The organism is Calothrix sp. NIES-3974 (assembly GCF_002368395.1).
Classification (GTDB): Bacteria; Cyanobacteriota; Cyanobacteriia; order Cyanobacteriales; family Nostocaceae; genus NIES-3974.
The window spans coordinates 1,011,437-1,027,310 of record NZ_AP018254.1 but is presented as its reverse complement, the minus strand read 5'-3'; the positions used below and the strand labels follow the sequence as shown (position 1 = coordinate 1,027,310).

12 protein-coding genes are annotated in these 15,874 nt (G+C 41.7%); 5 read left to right on the top strand and 7 right to left on the bottom strand.

Annotated features, from left to right (window positions below; genetic code table 11):
* Window positions 1-8 precede the first annotated feature (8 nt).
* Window positions 9-605 carry a glyoxalase-like domain protein gene (locus tag CDC37_RS03995; protein WP_096625894.1) on the top strand — a complete coding sequence of 199 codons (597 nt, stop codon included), beginning with the start codon at window positions 9-11 and terminating at the stop codon, window positions 603-605.
* Between the two features lie 96 nt (window positions 606-701).
* On the opposite strand, the gene CDC37_RS03990 is transcribed toward CDC37_RS03995, so the two are convergent.
* The 4 genes from CDC37_RS03990 to CDC37_RS03975 form a co-directional block, all read right to left on the bottom strand.
* Window positions 702-1,382 (bottom strand): hypothetical protein, encoded by a 681-nt coding sequence (locus tag CDC37_RS03990; protein WP_096620594.1) that lies wholly within the window; start codon window positions 1,380-1,382, stop codon window positions 702-704.
* Window positions 1,343-1,843, bottom strand: a complete 501-nt coding sequence (coaD, locus tag CDC37_RS03985) for a pantetheine-phosphate adenylyltransferase (protein WP_096620593.1) — start codon at window positions 1,841-1,843, stop codon at window positions 1,343-1,345. The genes CDC37_RS03990 and coaD overlap by 40 nt, the downstream gene beginning before the upstream one ends.
* A gap of 426 nt (window positions 1,844-2,269) precedes the next feature.
* Complete coding sequence (gene serS / locus CDC37_RS03980) at window positions 2,270-3,550, bottom strand: serine--tRNA ligase (RefSeq protein ID WP_096620592.1); 1,281 nt, start codon at window positions 3,548-3,550, stop codon at window positions 2,270-2,272.
* A gap of 220 nt (window positions 3,551-3,770) precedes the next feature.
* Window positions 3,771-4,358 carry a DUF3611 family protein gene (locus CDC37_RS03975; RefSeq protein ID WP_096620591.1) on the bottom strand — a complete coding sequence of 196 codons (588 nt, stop codon included), beginning with the start codon at window positions 4,356-4,358 and terminating at the stop codon, window positions 3,771-3,773.
* Window positions 4,359-5,023: 665 nt separating this feature from the next.
* Here CDC37_RS03975 and CDC37_RS03970 point away from each other — a divergent pair.
* Window positions 5,024-5,374 carry a PadR family transcriptional regulator gene (locus CDC37_RS03970; protein ID WP_096620590.1) on the top strand — a complete coding sequence of 117 codons (351 nt, stop codon included), beginning with the start codon at window positions 5,024-5,026 and terminating at the stop codon, window positions 5,372-5,374.
* A 51-nt stretch (window positions 5,375-5,425) separates the two neighbouring features.
* Window positions 5,426-5,956 carry a cofactor assembly of complex C subunit B gene (locus tag CDC37_RS03965; protein WP_096620589.1) on the top strand — a complete coding sequence of 177 codons (531 nt, stop codon included), beginning with the start codon at window positions 5,426-5,428 and terminating at the stop codon, window positions 5,954-5,956.
* Window positions 5,957-6,374: 418 nt separating this feature from the next.
* Here the strand turns inward: CDC37_RS03965 and CDC37_RS03955 are convergent, their stop codons facing one another.
* Window positions 6,375-6,692, bottom strand: coding sequence for a DUF3155 domain-containing protein (locus CDC37_RS03955; protein ID WP_096620587.1), 318 nt, complete (start codon window positions 6,690-6,692; stop codon window positions 6,375-6,377).
* A gap of 611 nt (window positions 6,693-7,303) precedes the next feature.
* Here CDC37_RS03955 and CDC37_RS03950 point away from each other — a divergent pair.
* Window positions 7,304-8,653, top strand: a complete 1,350-nt coding sequence (locus tag CDC37_RS03950) for a GAF domain-containing sensor histidine kinase (protein WP_096620586.1) — start codon at window positions 7,304-7,306, stop codon at window positions 8,651-8,653.
* A gap of 166 nt (window positions 8,654-8,819) precedes the next feature.
* Here the strand turns inward: CDC37_RS03950 and CDC37_RS03945 are convergent, their stop codons facing one another.
* Together CDC37_RS03945 and CDC37_RS03940 are read right to left on the bottom strand one after the other, a co-directional pair.
* Window positions 8,820-10,082 carry an S-layer homology domain-containing protein gene (locus CDC37_RS03945; protein WP_096620585.1) on the bottom strand — a complete coding sequence of 421 codons (1,263 nt, stop codon included), beginning with the start codon at window positions 10,080-10,082 and terminating at the stop codon, window positions 8,820-8,822.
* 1,186 nt (window positions 10,083-11,268) lie between these two features.
* Window positions 11,269-11,964, bottom strand: a complete 696-nt coding sequence (locus tag CDC37_RS03940; protein ID WP_096620584.1) for a conjugal transfer protein TrbI — start codon at window positions 11,962-11,964, stop codon at window positions 11,269-11,271.
* Between the two features lie 885 nt (window positions 11,965-12,849).
* Here CDC37_RS03940 and sbcC point away from each other — a divergent pair.
* On the top strand, window positions 12,850-15,873 hold the full coding sequence (gene sbcC / locus CDC37_RS03935; protein WP_096620583.1) for an exonuclease subunit SbcC: 3,024 nt from the start codon (window positions 12,850-12,852) through the stop codon (window positions 15,871-15,873).
* The last annotated feature ends 1 nt before the right edge of the window (window position 15,874 follow it).

Genomic DNA, 15,874 nt, shown 5'->3' with positions numbered 1-15,874 from the left:
ATACTTCCATGTTTATAGCAGCTAGTACCTGGCAATTCCTCCATACCACCTTTCCTTTAGCTTCTTTTTTACCATCTTTGCCCCTAGATAGTTTATTCTCCACCCAGGGCATCATGGTCATGCTACTTGCTGCCTATGCAGGAGCAATGTGGATGTTTTTAACCAGTGCGCCCAAAGTATACACGGTAATGGTGTCCGATTTAGAGATTGCCCGCCAATTATACGAAGGATTGCTAGATTTACCCGCCGCCGAAGTACCTTTGCACTACTACTACAACTACGAACAAACCATCGGTGCTGCGGGAATTGACCCCCTATACCTGTCCACTAGCCCCACATTCGCCGGAAACCGGATGAATAATGCCAACGATGGACTTTGGTATCAACTGAAGAAAAACACCCAGTTACACGTCATTTCCGGTGCAAGTTTAGGAAGCAAAAATCAACAGCGTCATGTATGTTTTGACCACGACTGTTTAGAATTGATTTTAATGCGGGTAGAATTACGGGGTCTCAAATTTAAAATTCGTAGTCGTAAGCCCCTAAACTTCTTGGTTAAAGATTACGACGAGCGGATTATTGAAATGGCAGAAGTTGCTAATTAGTATAGGTATTTTCGGGGGAATAGTCCCATCATTTCGCCGACTTTTCCCCAATGATCCTTGACCGCACAGCAGATTTTTGATGTCGCCAAGTAAAAATCACTTCTTAATTTTCCCCGACTGATTTTGATGGGGGTATAACTGCTGTCTACCATTGCGGATCACGCGTAACATCTCCGTCAAATCCTCCTCGATGTTTTCCAAAACACTGTCAGCGTACTCATCCGCACCCTTTTCAATTTCCTCCGCTTGAGCGATCGCATTTTGTCGCATTTGTTCCAACTCTTGCTGACACTGACGACGTAAATTCTCTATTTCCTCTAGGGTATCCTGCATCATTGTCTCGCATTCCTGCTGTACCCGCAGATGCATCTGTTCCGCTTCCCGTTGAGCTTGACGGATGATATCACTATCATTGAGAATTTGGCTGCGTTTGGCTTGTGCAGCATCGATAATTTGCTGTCCGTACTCCTCCGCTTCCAGCAAAATCTCCTGCTTTTGTTGGATAATACTTAAAGCTTCATTAAAAGCATCCGGTAAGGACAAGCGAATGTAATCAAGTATTTCCAACAACTTCTCTTCATCCACAATCGTTCGTCGCGTCAGTGGAATCCGAAAACCGTTGAGAATCATTTCCTCCAAGCGATTTAACTCGGCTTGGATATTGCCACCCCCCAGTTGCATCGTCTCGTTACTGGGTAATTCATCGGCAAAATTAGACTGGTGGGGATTAATTCCGTTCACTTCTGGTTGGATACTGGGTACTTGTTGGCGTAACATTGCTGTAATTCTTGAGCGACATGGGAAGGAACGAGGTGTTCAATAGAACCACCAAACCTTGCAATCTCTTTTACCACACTACTACTTAAAAAACTATACTCGTTTGATGTAGCCAAAAAAACTGTCTCAATTTGGGTAGAAAGAGTTTTGTTTGTATGCGCCATTTGCAGTTCCACCTCAAAATCGGAAACTGCACGTAACCCCCTGAGTAATACCTGTGCTTGACGCATCTGAGCGTAGTTTACCGTTAAACCATCAAAACTATCCACCTCGACACTAGGTAAATGTACAACCGCATGACGGATTTGTTCAAGTCGTTGTTGCACACTAAATAAGGGATTTTTATTGGGATTACGCAAAACAGCTACAATCACTCGGTCAAACAGTTGTACCCCTCGTTCGATAATATCAAGATGTCCAAAAGTAATGGGATCAAAACTTCCTGGATAGATTGCAATCACAATTTGTTTAATTCCTTAGTATATGCTTTACTCTACAGAAAATAGGGAGTAGCCTACATGTAGGCATTTAGTAGGTGGGTGGTAAAAATTGTCGTTGAGATCAGGGAGTACAGACGACCCGTCGGGTCGTCTGTACGCCGAATGATTGGTTCTGTTGCGGTTTTATGTTTAATTGCACCTACCTAACTTGAAATTGTGAAAATTTTGATCGATGGGGAAAGGTACGTAGATGCGCTCATAGGGCTTCTTGTTAAAGCTTTTTCAGGACTAGAACCACAAATACGAACCCCTTAGTATACAATAGACCATTCGGCTCATAGATAAAGGACGTTTTTACATAACCCTTCGATTGACCCTCACCGTAGCGACATTAAGCATCTAAATGGTATTACTGTTTCCCATTCCCCTTTAATGACCATTTCCCTCCTAGAGAATTTCCCGACGTAGATAGGGCTGTAAAACTTCCGGGACGCGAATCGTACCATCACTTTGCTGATAGTTTTCCAATATGGCCGCCATTGTTCGCCCAATCGCTAAACCGGAACCATTCAGGGTATGTACATACTGAGTACCTTTTTTACCTGTTTCTCGAAAGCGAATATCGCCCCGACGGGCTTGAAAATCGAGAAAATTAGAACAACTAGAAATCTCCCGATACTTACCCGCAGAAGGCAACCACACCTCTAAATCATAGGTTTTTGCGGAACTAAATCCTAAATCACCCGTGCATAACTCAATTACCCGGTAGGGTAATTTTAAGGCCTGTAAAACTGCTTCGGCATTCCCAACCAGTTTCTCTAATTCCTCAAAGGATGTGTCGGGATGGACAAATTTGACTAGTTCTACCTTATTAAACTGGTGCAGACGAATCAAACCGCGCATATCCCGTCCGTAACTACCTGCTTCTCGACGAAAACAGGGTGTATAGGCACAATGGTAAATCGGTAAATCCTCTGCGGCTAAAATTTCACCCCTGTATAGATTGGTGACTGGAACTTCCGCCGTCGGGATTAACCACAGGTCGTCTGCACTACATTTAAAACTTTCCTCGGCAAATTTGGGTAACTGTCCAGTAGCTGTTAAGGATTCCGTATTCACTAAAATTGGTGGCAAAACTTCCACATAACCCGCGTCAGTTTGCATGTCCAGCATAAACTGAATTAATGCCCTTTCTAAAGCCGCACCAGCACCCATCAAAGCCACAAATCGGCTTTGGGCTACCTTAACTGCCCTTTCAAAGTTCAGTATTCCTAATTTTTCGCCCACATCCCAGTGCGGAATAATACCTTTATCCTGGGGAATATACTCATCTCCCCATTTACGAATTTCCACATTTTCTTCTTCACTTTTACCAATGGGTGTGGAATCACTAGGTAAATTGGGAAGAGCTAGCAATAATCCTTGAATTTGTTCTTTTAATTCTTTTTCTTGGGGTTCTAATTCACTAATCTGGGCTTTAATGGTTTTTCCTTCTTCTCGTAAAGCTTCAACTTCAGAACCCTTGGGGTCAGCACCAGCTTTGATTTTTTGAGGAATTAAACTGGCAATTTCATTTCCCCGTGCTTGTAATTGAGTTCTAGTGGCTTCTAACTCCCGTTGTTTTTGATTGAAGTCTAAAATTGGGCGAATATCATATTTATCACCGCGACTGGCTAATTTCTGTGCCACTAATTCTGGATTTTCTCGTATTTGCTTGATGTCTAACACAAACTTTTCTCTATCGAATAATATATATTTACCAAAGATTTTGCCAAAAAATCAGCAAAAAAATTTGTCTGGAAATTGCAGTCCGTTGTTTTTGATTTACTAAGTAAAATTCAGTAAATAAATGTAACGGATATTAGATATTTAAACCAAGTATGAAGCCACCCTGAGATGGAAATGGTTGGAGTAATGACAATCCAGATACAGTCAAAAATACTTACCTTTATCTGGTAACACGGTTAAGTAGCCAAATAGAACCAACCAACCCAGCAAAGTGGGCAGAAATTGTATTCGTATTGGCTTGGACGACGAAAATATCTAAGGGTTGGACTATCCGACTGGGGTCAACCTGGGTAATTGTTCCCGGAATAATTTGGGAAACCGTTAGGGATTTTGTCAAGAGGATGCCGACAATTGCTTGGGCTCCAATTAGGGTTAATAATATCCCTACCAGATGCACAATTAACCCAAATCTGACAGTTTGAATTGTTTCGATTTTCCGGGGGCGATTATTGGGATTGGGTGAGTCTAATTGCCTACCAATGCGCACGTAGCGAAAGGAAATAAAAATACCTATTCCTAAAGCTACTAGCCCACTAATTGCAAAAAATATCCCCAACCCTGCTCCAGGATTATTGGGAGATTGAGCAGCACGGGAAGCTGCACTAAAGCTTGCAAAAGTCAAAATCCCGGCAGATACTAACCCCAGAACTACTTGCGACCAAAAGGTAATCCAACCAGTTAAACGAAATAATCTGGCGATCGCACGCAATTGAGATGATGAAGACTGAGGCTCAACTTGATCTGACATACGCCATCATGAATGAAATCCAGGTGCAGGATTAAATTTATATCATTCCGACCAGATATACCAGGGTTTTCTAGCAAAAGGAGAAGAGGGACAAAAATAATCCATGCCTTTTACTTATAAGTTAATACATTTAGATGAGCAGGTAAGGTTGAGGTAACTGGGGGAGCATAGTCCGGAAATAGTATCAAAATTTTCCGGCAACACGTTAAATATTGATTTATTTTTTCCCATTTTGCCCCTATACCCACTAAAAAGCCACCGCAGCTACATTCATCACCTTCGGTAATCACTGTCCATAAAAGTATTTATTAAGTTTTCCCACAAAAACCACATTTTACCTTTAAAATATCTTGGGCAGCATTTTATGCTGAATTAGTCCTTAGTTACTTGCATTACTTTACACCTATAGCAACACCCGTGCTGCTATCAATTTACTCCTCACCACACACTTTGCAAATCTAACTATCGACTGTTAACCCTTTAGATGTAAAATACGCGTTTGTAATCATACAGTAGTCTGTATGCTTGTTGGTATAATGTTTGCTATTTGGTTTTTTAAGCCTAAGTAGCTTTATATACTTAAATGGCACGGGGTAGCACTATATACTGTCTACTGGGTTTGTAGGTCTATAACAGCAGGCATTTTTTTTAGCCATTCATCAACTATGAAACTAGAGGATATATACCATTTCTTCGACAATCCTCCGCCAACCTATTTGTGTCAAGAACTAGCCGTTTGTTACATCTTATCTGTGTTGCGGCAGGGGGAATCATACGGTACAGAATTGATACAACGCTTGGAGGCGGAATACCCAGGCTATCGACTTTCGGACACCGTGCTTTACAGCGCAATTAAGTTTCTGGAAGACGAGGAGGCGATTACTGGGTACTGGAGGAAGTTGGAGGGTCGGGGGAGACCAAGGCGGATGTACCAAGTGTCTCCGGATTGGCAAGAACAAGCTGATGATTTGAAACGTTTATGGCAAGAGTATATTAATAAGAGACAACTTAATTGATAATTAAAAGTAATTAACTATTAGGTTGCCTGGAAATACATAGGAATTGCTATGGACTCTGCTATTTTGCCATCCACGTTGCTGTTGACGTTGCTGATGTTTGTGGGACAATTCTTTTTTATTCGTGCTTCCATAAAAGACCGCACGGAAACAGCCCGATTAATCTCGGATGAGGATGAAGCAACTCTCTTGCCAAAGTTGAAGGAATATTTTCGCACCCGTTCCTACCAAGTTACATCAGTGGATACTGAACACAATCAAGTGTTTTTCGAGGGACTTGTCCGACCCAGTGCATTTATGGCAGCGTTTTTAACGCTGCTTGGTGCAGTGGGCAGTCTATGCTTGGCTTTAGTTTTATCAATGGTTTTGGCCATTCCTTGGTTTTATTTACTGGGATTGGTATTTCTTTCACCATTGATCGGGATATTTTATTGGAAAAAAGCAAAAAGACTTGAAAAGGTGTCGCTCAAGGTGGAGTCCCCTGATGGCGAATCAAGCTCTTCAAGTCAAATAGCTGTAACTGCTCACCGTGACGAATTGATCGAGATGCGACGGGCTTTACGACTCAGACTTTGTGATTGACTTTAGTTATTCAGAAACCAAAGATATTGCCGTACTGATGACTATTCCATAAAATCTGAAAGTCCTATCGGTCAGCAAGTATCTGGAAATGAACCATTAACTATTAAGCAACTACAAAGGAGTATCTTGGGGGAATGCTATTTCAGTCCGCATTCATATTGCTTTGGATTCCTTTGTATTGTCTTTAGAGTTTCTGGCTTCATCCTAAACCACCGCTCCTCACATTTTTCTTTGTCATGTTTACCATGCAAGAAATTATCGTTCGGAAATAGCGCTTTGTCTGATTTGGTAGTGTTCCTGGCAAGGGAAGCTGCAAAGTTTAAAAAAAGATAAGTTTTTTCGTATAAATAGCTTTTTTGCCAGTTAATAAAATCAAAAGCTAACATCAATTACCAAAGTCGAATAACATCGTCGCCAATTATCGACCCGCCAATGCGAGTTGTTCCTGCGCTGGGGAACCTTCAAGTGTTCTCAGGCTAGGAAATAGGAAATGATTCTCTTCGACATACTGCGCTCCGAATAATCCTTTCTCAGCCCAAAAATAACGGTCTGTTGTATGTTCGTTGCGCTTTACAAGCAGTAGCGCAGGTGGCAAGATTCCTTCAGCTTGAATGAATTTTCTTGCTGCTGTCACTGGTTTTTCTTCACCACTTTCTATGCTGTACTGAGGTACATGCTCCAAAATCCGTCTCCCTTCCTGGCGACGACGGCTTTTCCGCTTGCGTCTCCTAGCCAAGCTATTTTCCTCCTAATTTTAAAGCAATAGATTGTAGTTATAGCTACAAAATCCGTCGTAATTATAAAAGTTCTAGCTTAAAAAATCAACTGTTTTTAAAGTATTGATACAACTCTTTGAAGAAATTTGATTAAAAATAGTAAATGTATAGGACTCCTAATTTTATATGGGAAAAAACTCGAGTATACCTCTGTGAGGAGTTCCTCGACTTGAGATTGAAGAGGGAGTAGCCATTATAAAGCGTGTACGCCAGAAGGCATGAAAGTGGTTTTTTCCTTCCCTGTTCTGCTCTTGTCTCTACCCATCCATTTTTACTCGTTAGACTACTGGGAGGGGAGATTTAGGGGTAAGCTCACTGTTGGCACTGACAAAGGCTAGAATTTAGTTAATATTTGTGCAGGGACTTTTATAGTTAGCATTTTTAGACCCTGATTAGAAGTCTCTAAAATGAATGAAAAATAACATAATAGCTGTTCCCCCTTCCGATTGACATCTCTGCGTGTCTCCCGTGCAAAGGAGATACATACCTGCTAACTTCTGACCTTCCCTTGGCAAAGGATGAATTGTCGAGTATTAGTTTTTTGCAATCTCAATCAAAAGCAACACGGAAAATGTTAGTGTCTGCCAGTTCAGAATTTATTGCCCTTGCGCGATCGCAAATGGCGCTACTAGCTCAAAGCTTGGGAGCGACGTTGAGTATTGTGTATTTAACCCAGGATTTTGTTGATAACCATACGGGTGAGGCGAAGTTGTTACCGGTTGTAGTGTATCCGGATACGGAAGCGATCGCATCTAGCCGCGACGCAGATGGGGTGGAACTGGCGGATTTGGGGCTAACAAGGAATTTACTCGGTACACCTGTTACAGACGCTTTCCAGGGCTTTACGAGGGGCTATTTGCCTGGGGATGAAATTGACTTGACTGCTTCTGGCAATTCTAGCGATGAGTATGTGGTGCGCGGCGATCGCATGGCTTTGCCTTTGATACATGAGGATGTGATTGTGGGGGTGTTGGTGACAATTCGCGAAGACCGGGTATGGCATCGACAGGAGCGAGTGAAAATTGAAAAGATTGCTCAAACTTTGGCGATCGCTTGTATTTTAGATCGACAACGGGCTTGGTTTCAGCGTCAATTGCATGAACAGCAATTGTTTCAAGAAAAACAAATTGATTTATTGGATAATTTATTGCACCAATTTCGTAATCCCTTAACTGCCTTACGAACCTTTGGCAAGCTGTTATTAAAACGCTTAAAAGTGGGGGATACAAATCGGGAAACGGCGGCTTCGATTGTCAGAGAAAGCGATAGATTACAGGAGTTATTACAAAAGTTTGATGAAGCAATTGATTTAAATATTGAAGATTTAAAACCAATTTTTGCACCAGCAAATCAACTTGTTGTCGAAACTCCCAGTAATTATCCTAAACCAACCTTACTTTTACCTGGTGCCGGGGAACAACAAGTCGATTGTAGCTTTTTAGAAATTCTTTTGCCTTTGCTCGATTCAGTCAAAGCGATCGCTCTCGAACGTCATTTACAAGTTGTCACCGAAATCCCCGTTTCCCTACCCCCCATCAGCGCTAACCCTAAAGCTTTGCGGGAAGTTTTAAGTAATATTCTCGACAATGCTTTAAAATATACACCCGCCGGTGGCAAAATCCTCATCCAAGCTGGTTTAGAAACGGAAACAATGCAGGGTGTAGCAATTAGTGACACTGGTCCTGGTATTTCCCCGGAAGATTTATCCCATTTAGGGGAAAGGGGTTATCGAGGTATCCAAGCTCAGACGGATATACCCGGTACAGGTTTAGGATATGCGATCGCCAAACAATTAATCGAACAAATGCAGGGCGAAATCCAAGTTTTCAGCCCTGCACTGGATTCTGTTATCAAGTCTGACACTAACCCCGGAACGACTTTTATTGTTTGGCTACCCGTTGCAGGGGGAGTCGGGAAGTAGGGAGTAGAGACGACCCGTCGGGTCATCTGTACAGGGAGAGACGTGATATATCGCGTCTGTACGGGAGTAAGGCTTTGAACCGAATGAGCGGTTATGTTGCGGTTTTATGTTTGATTGCACCTACCTACTTACCTATCTCCTCCACCCTATTTCTACCACCCCATTTCTAACGGAGGGAGATTTGCAGATTTTCACCGATGGTCATTTGTAAATCAGTGTTAGGATTGATGGCGATTAAATCAACACTTTGTCTGCCGAAGAATAAACCAATTAAACCACCAATTGCGGCTCCACCGAGTACCTCTTCAGTTGCGATCGCCCTATCCCCCGTCACTGCTGATACTGCTGCTGCTGCTCCTGCACCTAAAACAGCATTTCTCGCAATAGATGCGGTGCGAGAACCCCGTCTAACGGTTTCAGTTCTGGTAATCACTTCGGATTTGGCATTGACTCTGTACTCAGTACCGTTAGGGAAAACGATTCTTTCTGCCACAAATTGGGAACCACCCTGTTCTTTCACAGGACGGAGTTGACCAATCACCCGACTACCGGAAGGAATAACAACAGCACCTTGTTCAGTGACGATATTTTGAGCGACTGTTAGGGTTAAAGGTGCAGTTTCGTCTTTGGTGACGAGAATTTTTTCTGCTTGAGCGTATCTGACGGGAATTCTTGTTCCTTCCGGAATAATAACTGCAACGGAGCCGTTTCCACCACCGTTATTGTTATTCCAAGCGACGATGTAGGGTGAATTGATCGCACTAGCTTGGTTGTTTCTCACTAGAGCTTGATAGATAAATGCAGCTACTTGAGCGCGGGTTGCGACTGCACGAGGATTGAGATTTCTCAGATTCGGATGGTTCACAACCATGTTATTCACAGTTGCAGCAGCAATAGGATTGCGTGCAAATCCCGAAATGTTAAATGAATCGTTGTAGTAGCTGAGGACGTTTTCGGGATTATTTGGTGTATTGAATTGGAGACCGTTAGCCAGAGAAACTAAAACTTGTTCACGGGGAATTTCTTGGTTGGGTTGGAAAATATTACCAGGATATCCCGATAGGAAACCTGTGCTGTAAGCTCTTTGAATAGCGCTGTTAGCCCAGAAATTGGCGGGTACGTCATTAAATCTAATTGGCTGACGAATTTGTGATTTTTGGAAAGCAGCCGTTACCATCGATGCAAATTGAGCGCGGGTTACGGGTGCATCTGGACGGAAAGAACCATCGGGGAATCCAGCGATTACACCCCGTTGTGCTAATTGTTGAATGAATGGAGCTGCCCAATAGTTAGAGCTAACATCGAAAAAAGATGAGGAAGTTTGGGCAACACTGGGGGCGGAAATAGCAAGTGGGGCAAGGGTTCCGGCTGTCATTACTGATGCCATTAAGCCGGCGATTTTGGGTTGAAATTTCATTTTTTTAGCCATTTGTTTTCGTTCTCCTTGGATTTGTTTATTTTTTTAGTTTAGGTTTTCTTCTGTTATTCTTAGTGACTATTTATGCTGTTATATGTTCCATGTATGTTTGATATTTTGATTGAGAAAGCTTGCATTTTATAGATATGTGCATTGGAGAAATACTTAACTCCTTAGACTGTAACCTGGTGAAAAAGTTTCCAGTTACATGTGATGTAATTTGATGTGAAATTAAGGTGGAATATTTGGGATGTATTTATTAGTCAATTAATGGAGATAATCACAGGTAAAATTATCTGTAAATACCTGTAAGTTTAACCAAAACTTTAGATTCCATCCCTGCAAATATATCGTGGTAAAATATTTGAGATAATTATCCTTAATCCCTGAATTACGGTAAATTATCTAATTTATTTGAAGATTCAACAGAAAATTTATGAAATTCTGATTAGATGATTAATACTATATTTTTGGAAATGAAATTCACCATACAATAATGATATTTATCGGTCAAAAATAAATACATATAGATAGCATTTCCTCTAGTTGATAAATAATTGCTTTTCTACTAGACAAAACCTGGATTTCTCACGAGTAAGTTGTAAGCCTTGAATAACGGATTGATTTTCTGACTACTCCCTACCCGGATTTCTCACGAGTAGGTTATAAGTCTTGGGTGAAGGATTGATTTTCCTTCTAAGGACTATCGCTACTCCCTACTCCCTGTAAGTTTTAGGAATTTGTGAGAAATGCAGGACTAGGAGGTTTTTAAAAACTTATATATTCCTACGAATGATACTGGAACTCACGTTAATATCGAGGTGCTATACCCGCAGGGTCGTCGTAGACTAGCGCTACTACGTGCCTTTTCTCACCCATCAAAAAAATTGGCGTTGCTAAATACAAATATGAATTGAAAATGTTACGGGGTTGTGATGGTAAATATATTAAGATTAACAATATTAAAAAAATACAGCAGAATAAAGGAATACAGGATAGGGGATGAAAAATAAAAAAGTCAAAACCAATTCCTTTAGCTTTTAACTTGTTTGGTAAAAGCGGTTTTGAGTCAGCGTTTAAAACTTAAATAACGCACTTTTTGAAATCTCAAAACTGCTGTAATTATTATTTCAGGTTATCCAGTCAACGAAGGAATTAATTCTCCTGTATCCTGTATTCTGTCTCCTCTATCCTACAATTAACGATACTGAGGTACTGTGAGGGGAGAATTCAAAACCAACGTTAAATCTTGTTTGGTATCGACTGCAAGTAAATCAGCTTCTCTTCCACCTTTGATGACGCGGTAAATACTGCCAACACCACCACCAACTAGCAACTCACCCCATTCAATTTTGCGGTTCCCAGTTAGAAGCGCAATGACCGCAGCAGCAGCAGCTCCATATCCTGCATCTCGGAGAATTTCCCCGGTGTTTGCACCCCTTCTGATTTTTTCGGTGCGGGTGATAACATTAGAGTTAGCGTTAATGTTTTCCCGTTCTCCAGTGGGGAAGATAATTTCTCTCGCGACAAATTGGGTTCCTTGGACGGAGTTGCGGGTTACAGGTACGAATTCACCACGGATTTGGCTATTCATCGGTACTAAAACAGGTCCACCGGGACGTTCCACTAAGTTGTTGGCAACTTTAAGGGTGACTTGCATTGTTTCCCCTGGGACTAAAAAAATCTTGTCTTTTTCGTATTTGGTGGGAATTCTTGCACCCCTACTGATGGTTGTACTACGTCCAAAACCAGGTAATTGACCGATGCGATAGTTACCGTTGTTGGTTTGGGCGTTAACTGGTGATAGAGTAATTACAGGTGCGATCGCACTTACACTCATGGTTATTGCAGCTAGGGTGGCAGTGCTGATTTTCCAAGGATGAAGGCGTTTCATGGGATTGATTCCTTTGTAAGTTAGTTTCCAGGTTTGAGCAGATCAATTTTATTTTTAATGACGCAATTTCACGGATAATGTTTCATTTATCCGTCTTTGTTTGTTCCAGTTTGAGAAGATTTTATTTTACAAGTTGATTTTCTATATATTTCTTAATGTTTAGGCAAAATTACCATCGAAATTTTGAAGTTTTTTATAAAAATACTACTCACCCTGAGTTGAAATCACTGCTATTCCTAGTTTTGAACAACCAAGGGTGATTATGATTGCTCGATATATTGCTTTATTTCTTAATGCTTACTCGCTCAGATTTAGGGTTTATACAGCAATGATTTGTACACATGGTATACAATTAGAATTTTGACAACTACTACCACTAACCCTGAACTTTTGGCAAAAAACACAGGGAATAGAGATTAAGGGGTAATCAATCCGTTACTCAAAATCTAGATTCAGCTGATTTTGGCAAAATTGCGATCGCGATGGATATAGGTAAAGTTGACGACGACGGTATATCACCTTTGTTCCTGAATGTTTGCTTGAAATTAGGGAGTGGGAATTAGGCAATAGGAAGTAGGGAGCAGGAAAAACCACTTTTGTCGGTTCTGGTGTTAGTGTTACATGGAGGCTAATCCTTGATTCCCCGTTAGTCTTAGGAATTGGCTCCCAATCCAGGGTATAATTTTTTGTATTGCCTTTGAGGGGATTGTTAAAAGTAACCCATTTTTTATCCTGGAAAATAAAATAAATTCAGCCATTATCAGGAAATTTATTGTCGGCAAATATTAATTTTTGTAAAAACCAGGGTGTGCAGGCTAGAAACATGATTTTTGCCTAGCTAAACTTAACATCAATGGCAAGTAAAATTTACGGCAAAAAGCCTCGATGATTCCGATTCAGCTAACTCTCAAAAACTTTCTAAGTTATCGCGATGCAACTTTAGATTTTCGGGGGTTGCACACAGCATGTATTAGCGGTTCTAATGGAGCGGGAAAATCTTCGCTGTTGGAAGCAATTACTTGGGCTATTTGGGGGGAAAGTAGAGCTGCGACGGAAGACGATATTATTCATACCGGGTTGAAGGATGTGCGGGTTGATTTTACTTTTCAGGCAAATCAACAGGTATATCGGGTAATTCGCAGTCGTCAAAAAGGCAATAGTAGTGTTCTTGAGTTTCAAGTTCAAACTCCTAATGGGTTTAAAGCGCTTACCGCTAAAGGTTTAAGGGCAACTCAAGAATTGGTTTTAGAGCATGTTAAACTAGATTATGAAACTTTTATCAATTCAGCTTATTTGCGGCAAGGACGAGCGGACGAGTTCATGTTAAAACGTCCAGCCGAGCGGAAGGAAATATTAGCGGAATTATTAAAGTTAAATCAATACGATAAACTGGAGGAAAAAGCCAAGGATTTATCGCGACAGTTTAAAGCGAAGGGAGAAGAACTTGAACGCAGTTTAGAAAATATGCGATCGCAATTGCAACAGAGGGATGCAATTGATCAGCGTCGAGGGGAAATTGAAGCCCAATTAAATCAACTCCAACAGCTACAACAATTTGATACTGTCCAATTACAAAGTTTACAGGTAATCCAACACCAACGCCAAAATTGGGAAGACCAATTAACCTTTGTCCGTCAACAATATGAACATCTAACTCAAGATTGCGATCGCCTCGATACACAAAAGCAAAATATCCATTCCCAACTAAGTCAAATTGAAACTTTACTTCAGCAAGCAAACCAAATCCAAGCGGGATTCACCCAGTATCAACAACTACAATCCCAAGAAGAATCACTTGCAAACAAGTTTCAAGAATTTTCCCGCGCACAACAACAACGTCAACAGAAACAACAACAATTAGCAGCCCACCTGCAACAACTAGAGCGACAACTGCAACAAGCCCAAGCCCAACTGGAAGCCTTGAACCAACAGGAAGAGGAAGTCCAACAAATCCTCAGTAAATCTGCGGAAATAGAAGCAGCTTTAAAAACATTAAATGCGGCGCGATCGCGATTAAGTGAACTGGATGATTTACAAATGCGCGTATCTCCAGCCCTACAACAACGCCTACACCTCAAAAGTCAGATTGAGCGCAGTAAAGCTGGTATTGTCGCTCGCATAGAACAAATTACAGCTACCGAAAACCAGTTACTCAGAGCATCCGAACGACAACCACAAATTCAACAAGCGGTTCTCGCAGTGGCCACCCAAATTGAAGAGTTAGAAAAAACCCGTGTTTATTTACAACGAGTCCAAGAAAAGGGTCAAGAACGCAGACATTTTATGGAACGCCTACAAGCTCAACAACGGGAATATGAGCGTCTTTTAGGGGAATTAGAACAAAAATTATCGATGCTGCGCACACCGAACGCCACCTGTCCCCTCTGCGAACAACCCCTAGATGAACACCATTGGCATCGAGTAGCCAAAAAAACCGAAAGCGAATACCAAGAAACGGAAGGACGGTTATGGGTATTTCGGGAGCAAATGGCAGTATCTGACCGGGAAATCCAAGTATTACGCCAAGAATATCGGGAAGTATCCCAGAAACTTGCTCCCTACGATTCTCTCCGGGAACAACGGGGACAACTCACTGCTCAGTTAGAATTAACTAGCGATGCTCAAGTGCAGTTAGAAAATTTAGCTCAGGAACGAGAAAAACTGACTAATTTGCTGGAAACTAATAATTATAACCCCGAATCCCACGCCGAATTAGCCGAATTAGAAGCATATCTGGACAGTTTAAACTATAATGAACAAGACCATGCCCTTGCCCGTAGCGAAGTGGAAAGGTGGCGCTGGGCAGAAGCAAGGCAGATGCAGATCAAAGATGCCTGTAAGCGTCAAGCCGTGTTAGCAGCCCGTAGACCAGAATTAGTTAACCAAATTCGGGATTTAGAAGCAAAAATCCAGCAGGAAGCGACAAATTCGGCAATTGCCCAAGAAATAGTCAGAATTGAAACATATATTACGGAACTCAATTACGACGCTAACACCCATAATCAAGTCCGTCAAGCCCTGCGACGGGAGCAAGCCTGGCAATTAAGGTATCAACAATTACAATCAGCCCAGCAACAATATCCATACCTGCGCAATCAGCTAGCAGAAATCGGTGAAGCATTACAAATCCGCAGTCAGGAACGACAGCAACTAGGGGAACAAATTCAGGGAATTATTGCCCAACTGGAACAAACCGCCAATCCGACGGTGCAAATTCAAAACTTAGAAGCCAAACTTGCGGAACGTCGTCGTCACCTAGATGAATTGTTAGGACAAATGGGAAAATTGGAGCAGATGGGACAACAACTGGACCGTTTGCAGCAGGAATATGCCCAAAGTAGACAAGAATTACAAGATGCCCGGCGGCAATTTCGAGTATACCAGGAATTAGCCCAGGCATTTGGCAAAAACGGTATCCAAGCTTTAATGATTGAAAATGTTTTACCCCAACTGGAAGCCGAGACTAACCACTTATTAGCGAGGTTAAGCGCGAACCAACTCCATATCCAATTTGTCACCCAAAAATATGGACGTAACGGCAAACCCAAAAAAAATGCCAAACTAATTGATACCTTGGATATTTTAATTGCCGATGCCAGGGGAACCCGCTCCTACGAAACCTATTCCGGCGGAGAAGCCTTTAGAATCAACTTTGCCATTCGCCTCGCCCTAGCAAAACTTCTGGCCCAACGGGCTGGTGCATCCCTACAATTACTGATAGTAGATGAAGGATTTGGCACTCAGGATAAGGAGGGATGCGATCGCCTAATTGCGGCAATCAATGCGATCGCTGCTGATTTCGCCTGTATTCTCACCGTCACCCATATGCCCCATCTCAAGGAGGCATTTCAAGCTAGAATTGAAGTCAGCAAGAATCAACAAGGCTCCCATGTAAAAATTTCCGTTTGAG

Coding starts and splice junctions, on each gene's coding strand:
- CDC37_RS03995 (WP_096625894.1), top strand. CDS start 9: ATGTTTATAGCAGCTAGTACCTGGCAATTCCTCCATACCACCTTTCCT.
- CDC37_RS03990 (WP_096620594.1), bottom strand. CDS start 1,382: ATGTTACGCCAACAAGTACCCAGTATCCAACCAGAAGTGAACGGAATT.
- CDC37_RS03975 (WP_096620591.1), bottom strand. CDS start 4,358: ATGTCAGATCAAGTTGAGCCTCAGTCTTCATCATCTCAATTGCGTGCG.
- CDC37_RS03970 (WP_096620590.1), top strand. CDS start 5,024: ATGAAACTAGAGGATATATACCATTTCTTCGACAATCCTCCGCCAACC.
- CDC37_RS03965 (WP_096620589.1), top strand. CDS start 5,426: ATGGACTCTGCTATTTTGCCATCCACGTTGCTGTTGACGTTGCTGATG.
- CDC37_RS03950 (WP_096620586.1), top strand. CDS start 7,304: ATGTTAGTGTCTGCCAGTTCAGAATTTATTGCCCTTGCGCGATCGCAA.
- CDC37_RS03945 (WP_096620585.1), bottom strand. CDS start 10,082: ATGGCTAAAAAAATGAAATTTCAACCCAAAATCGCCGGCTTAATGGCA.
- CDC37_RS03940 (WP_096620584.1), bottom strand. CDS start 11,964: ATGAAACGCCTTCATCCTTGGAAAATCAGCACTGCCACCCTAGCTGCA.
- sbcC (WP_096620583.1), top strand. CDS start 12,850: ATGATTCCGATTCAGCTAACTCTCAAAAACTTTCTAAGTTATCGCGAT.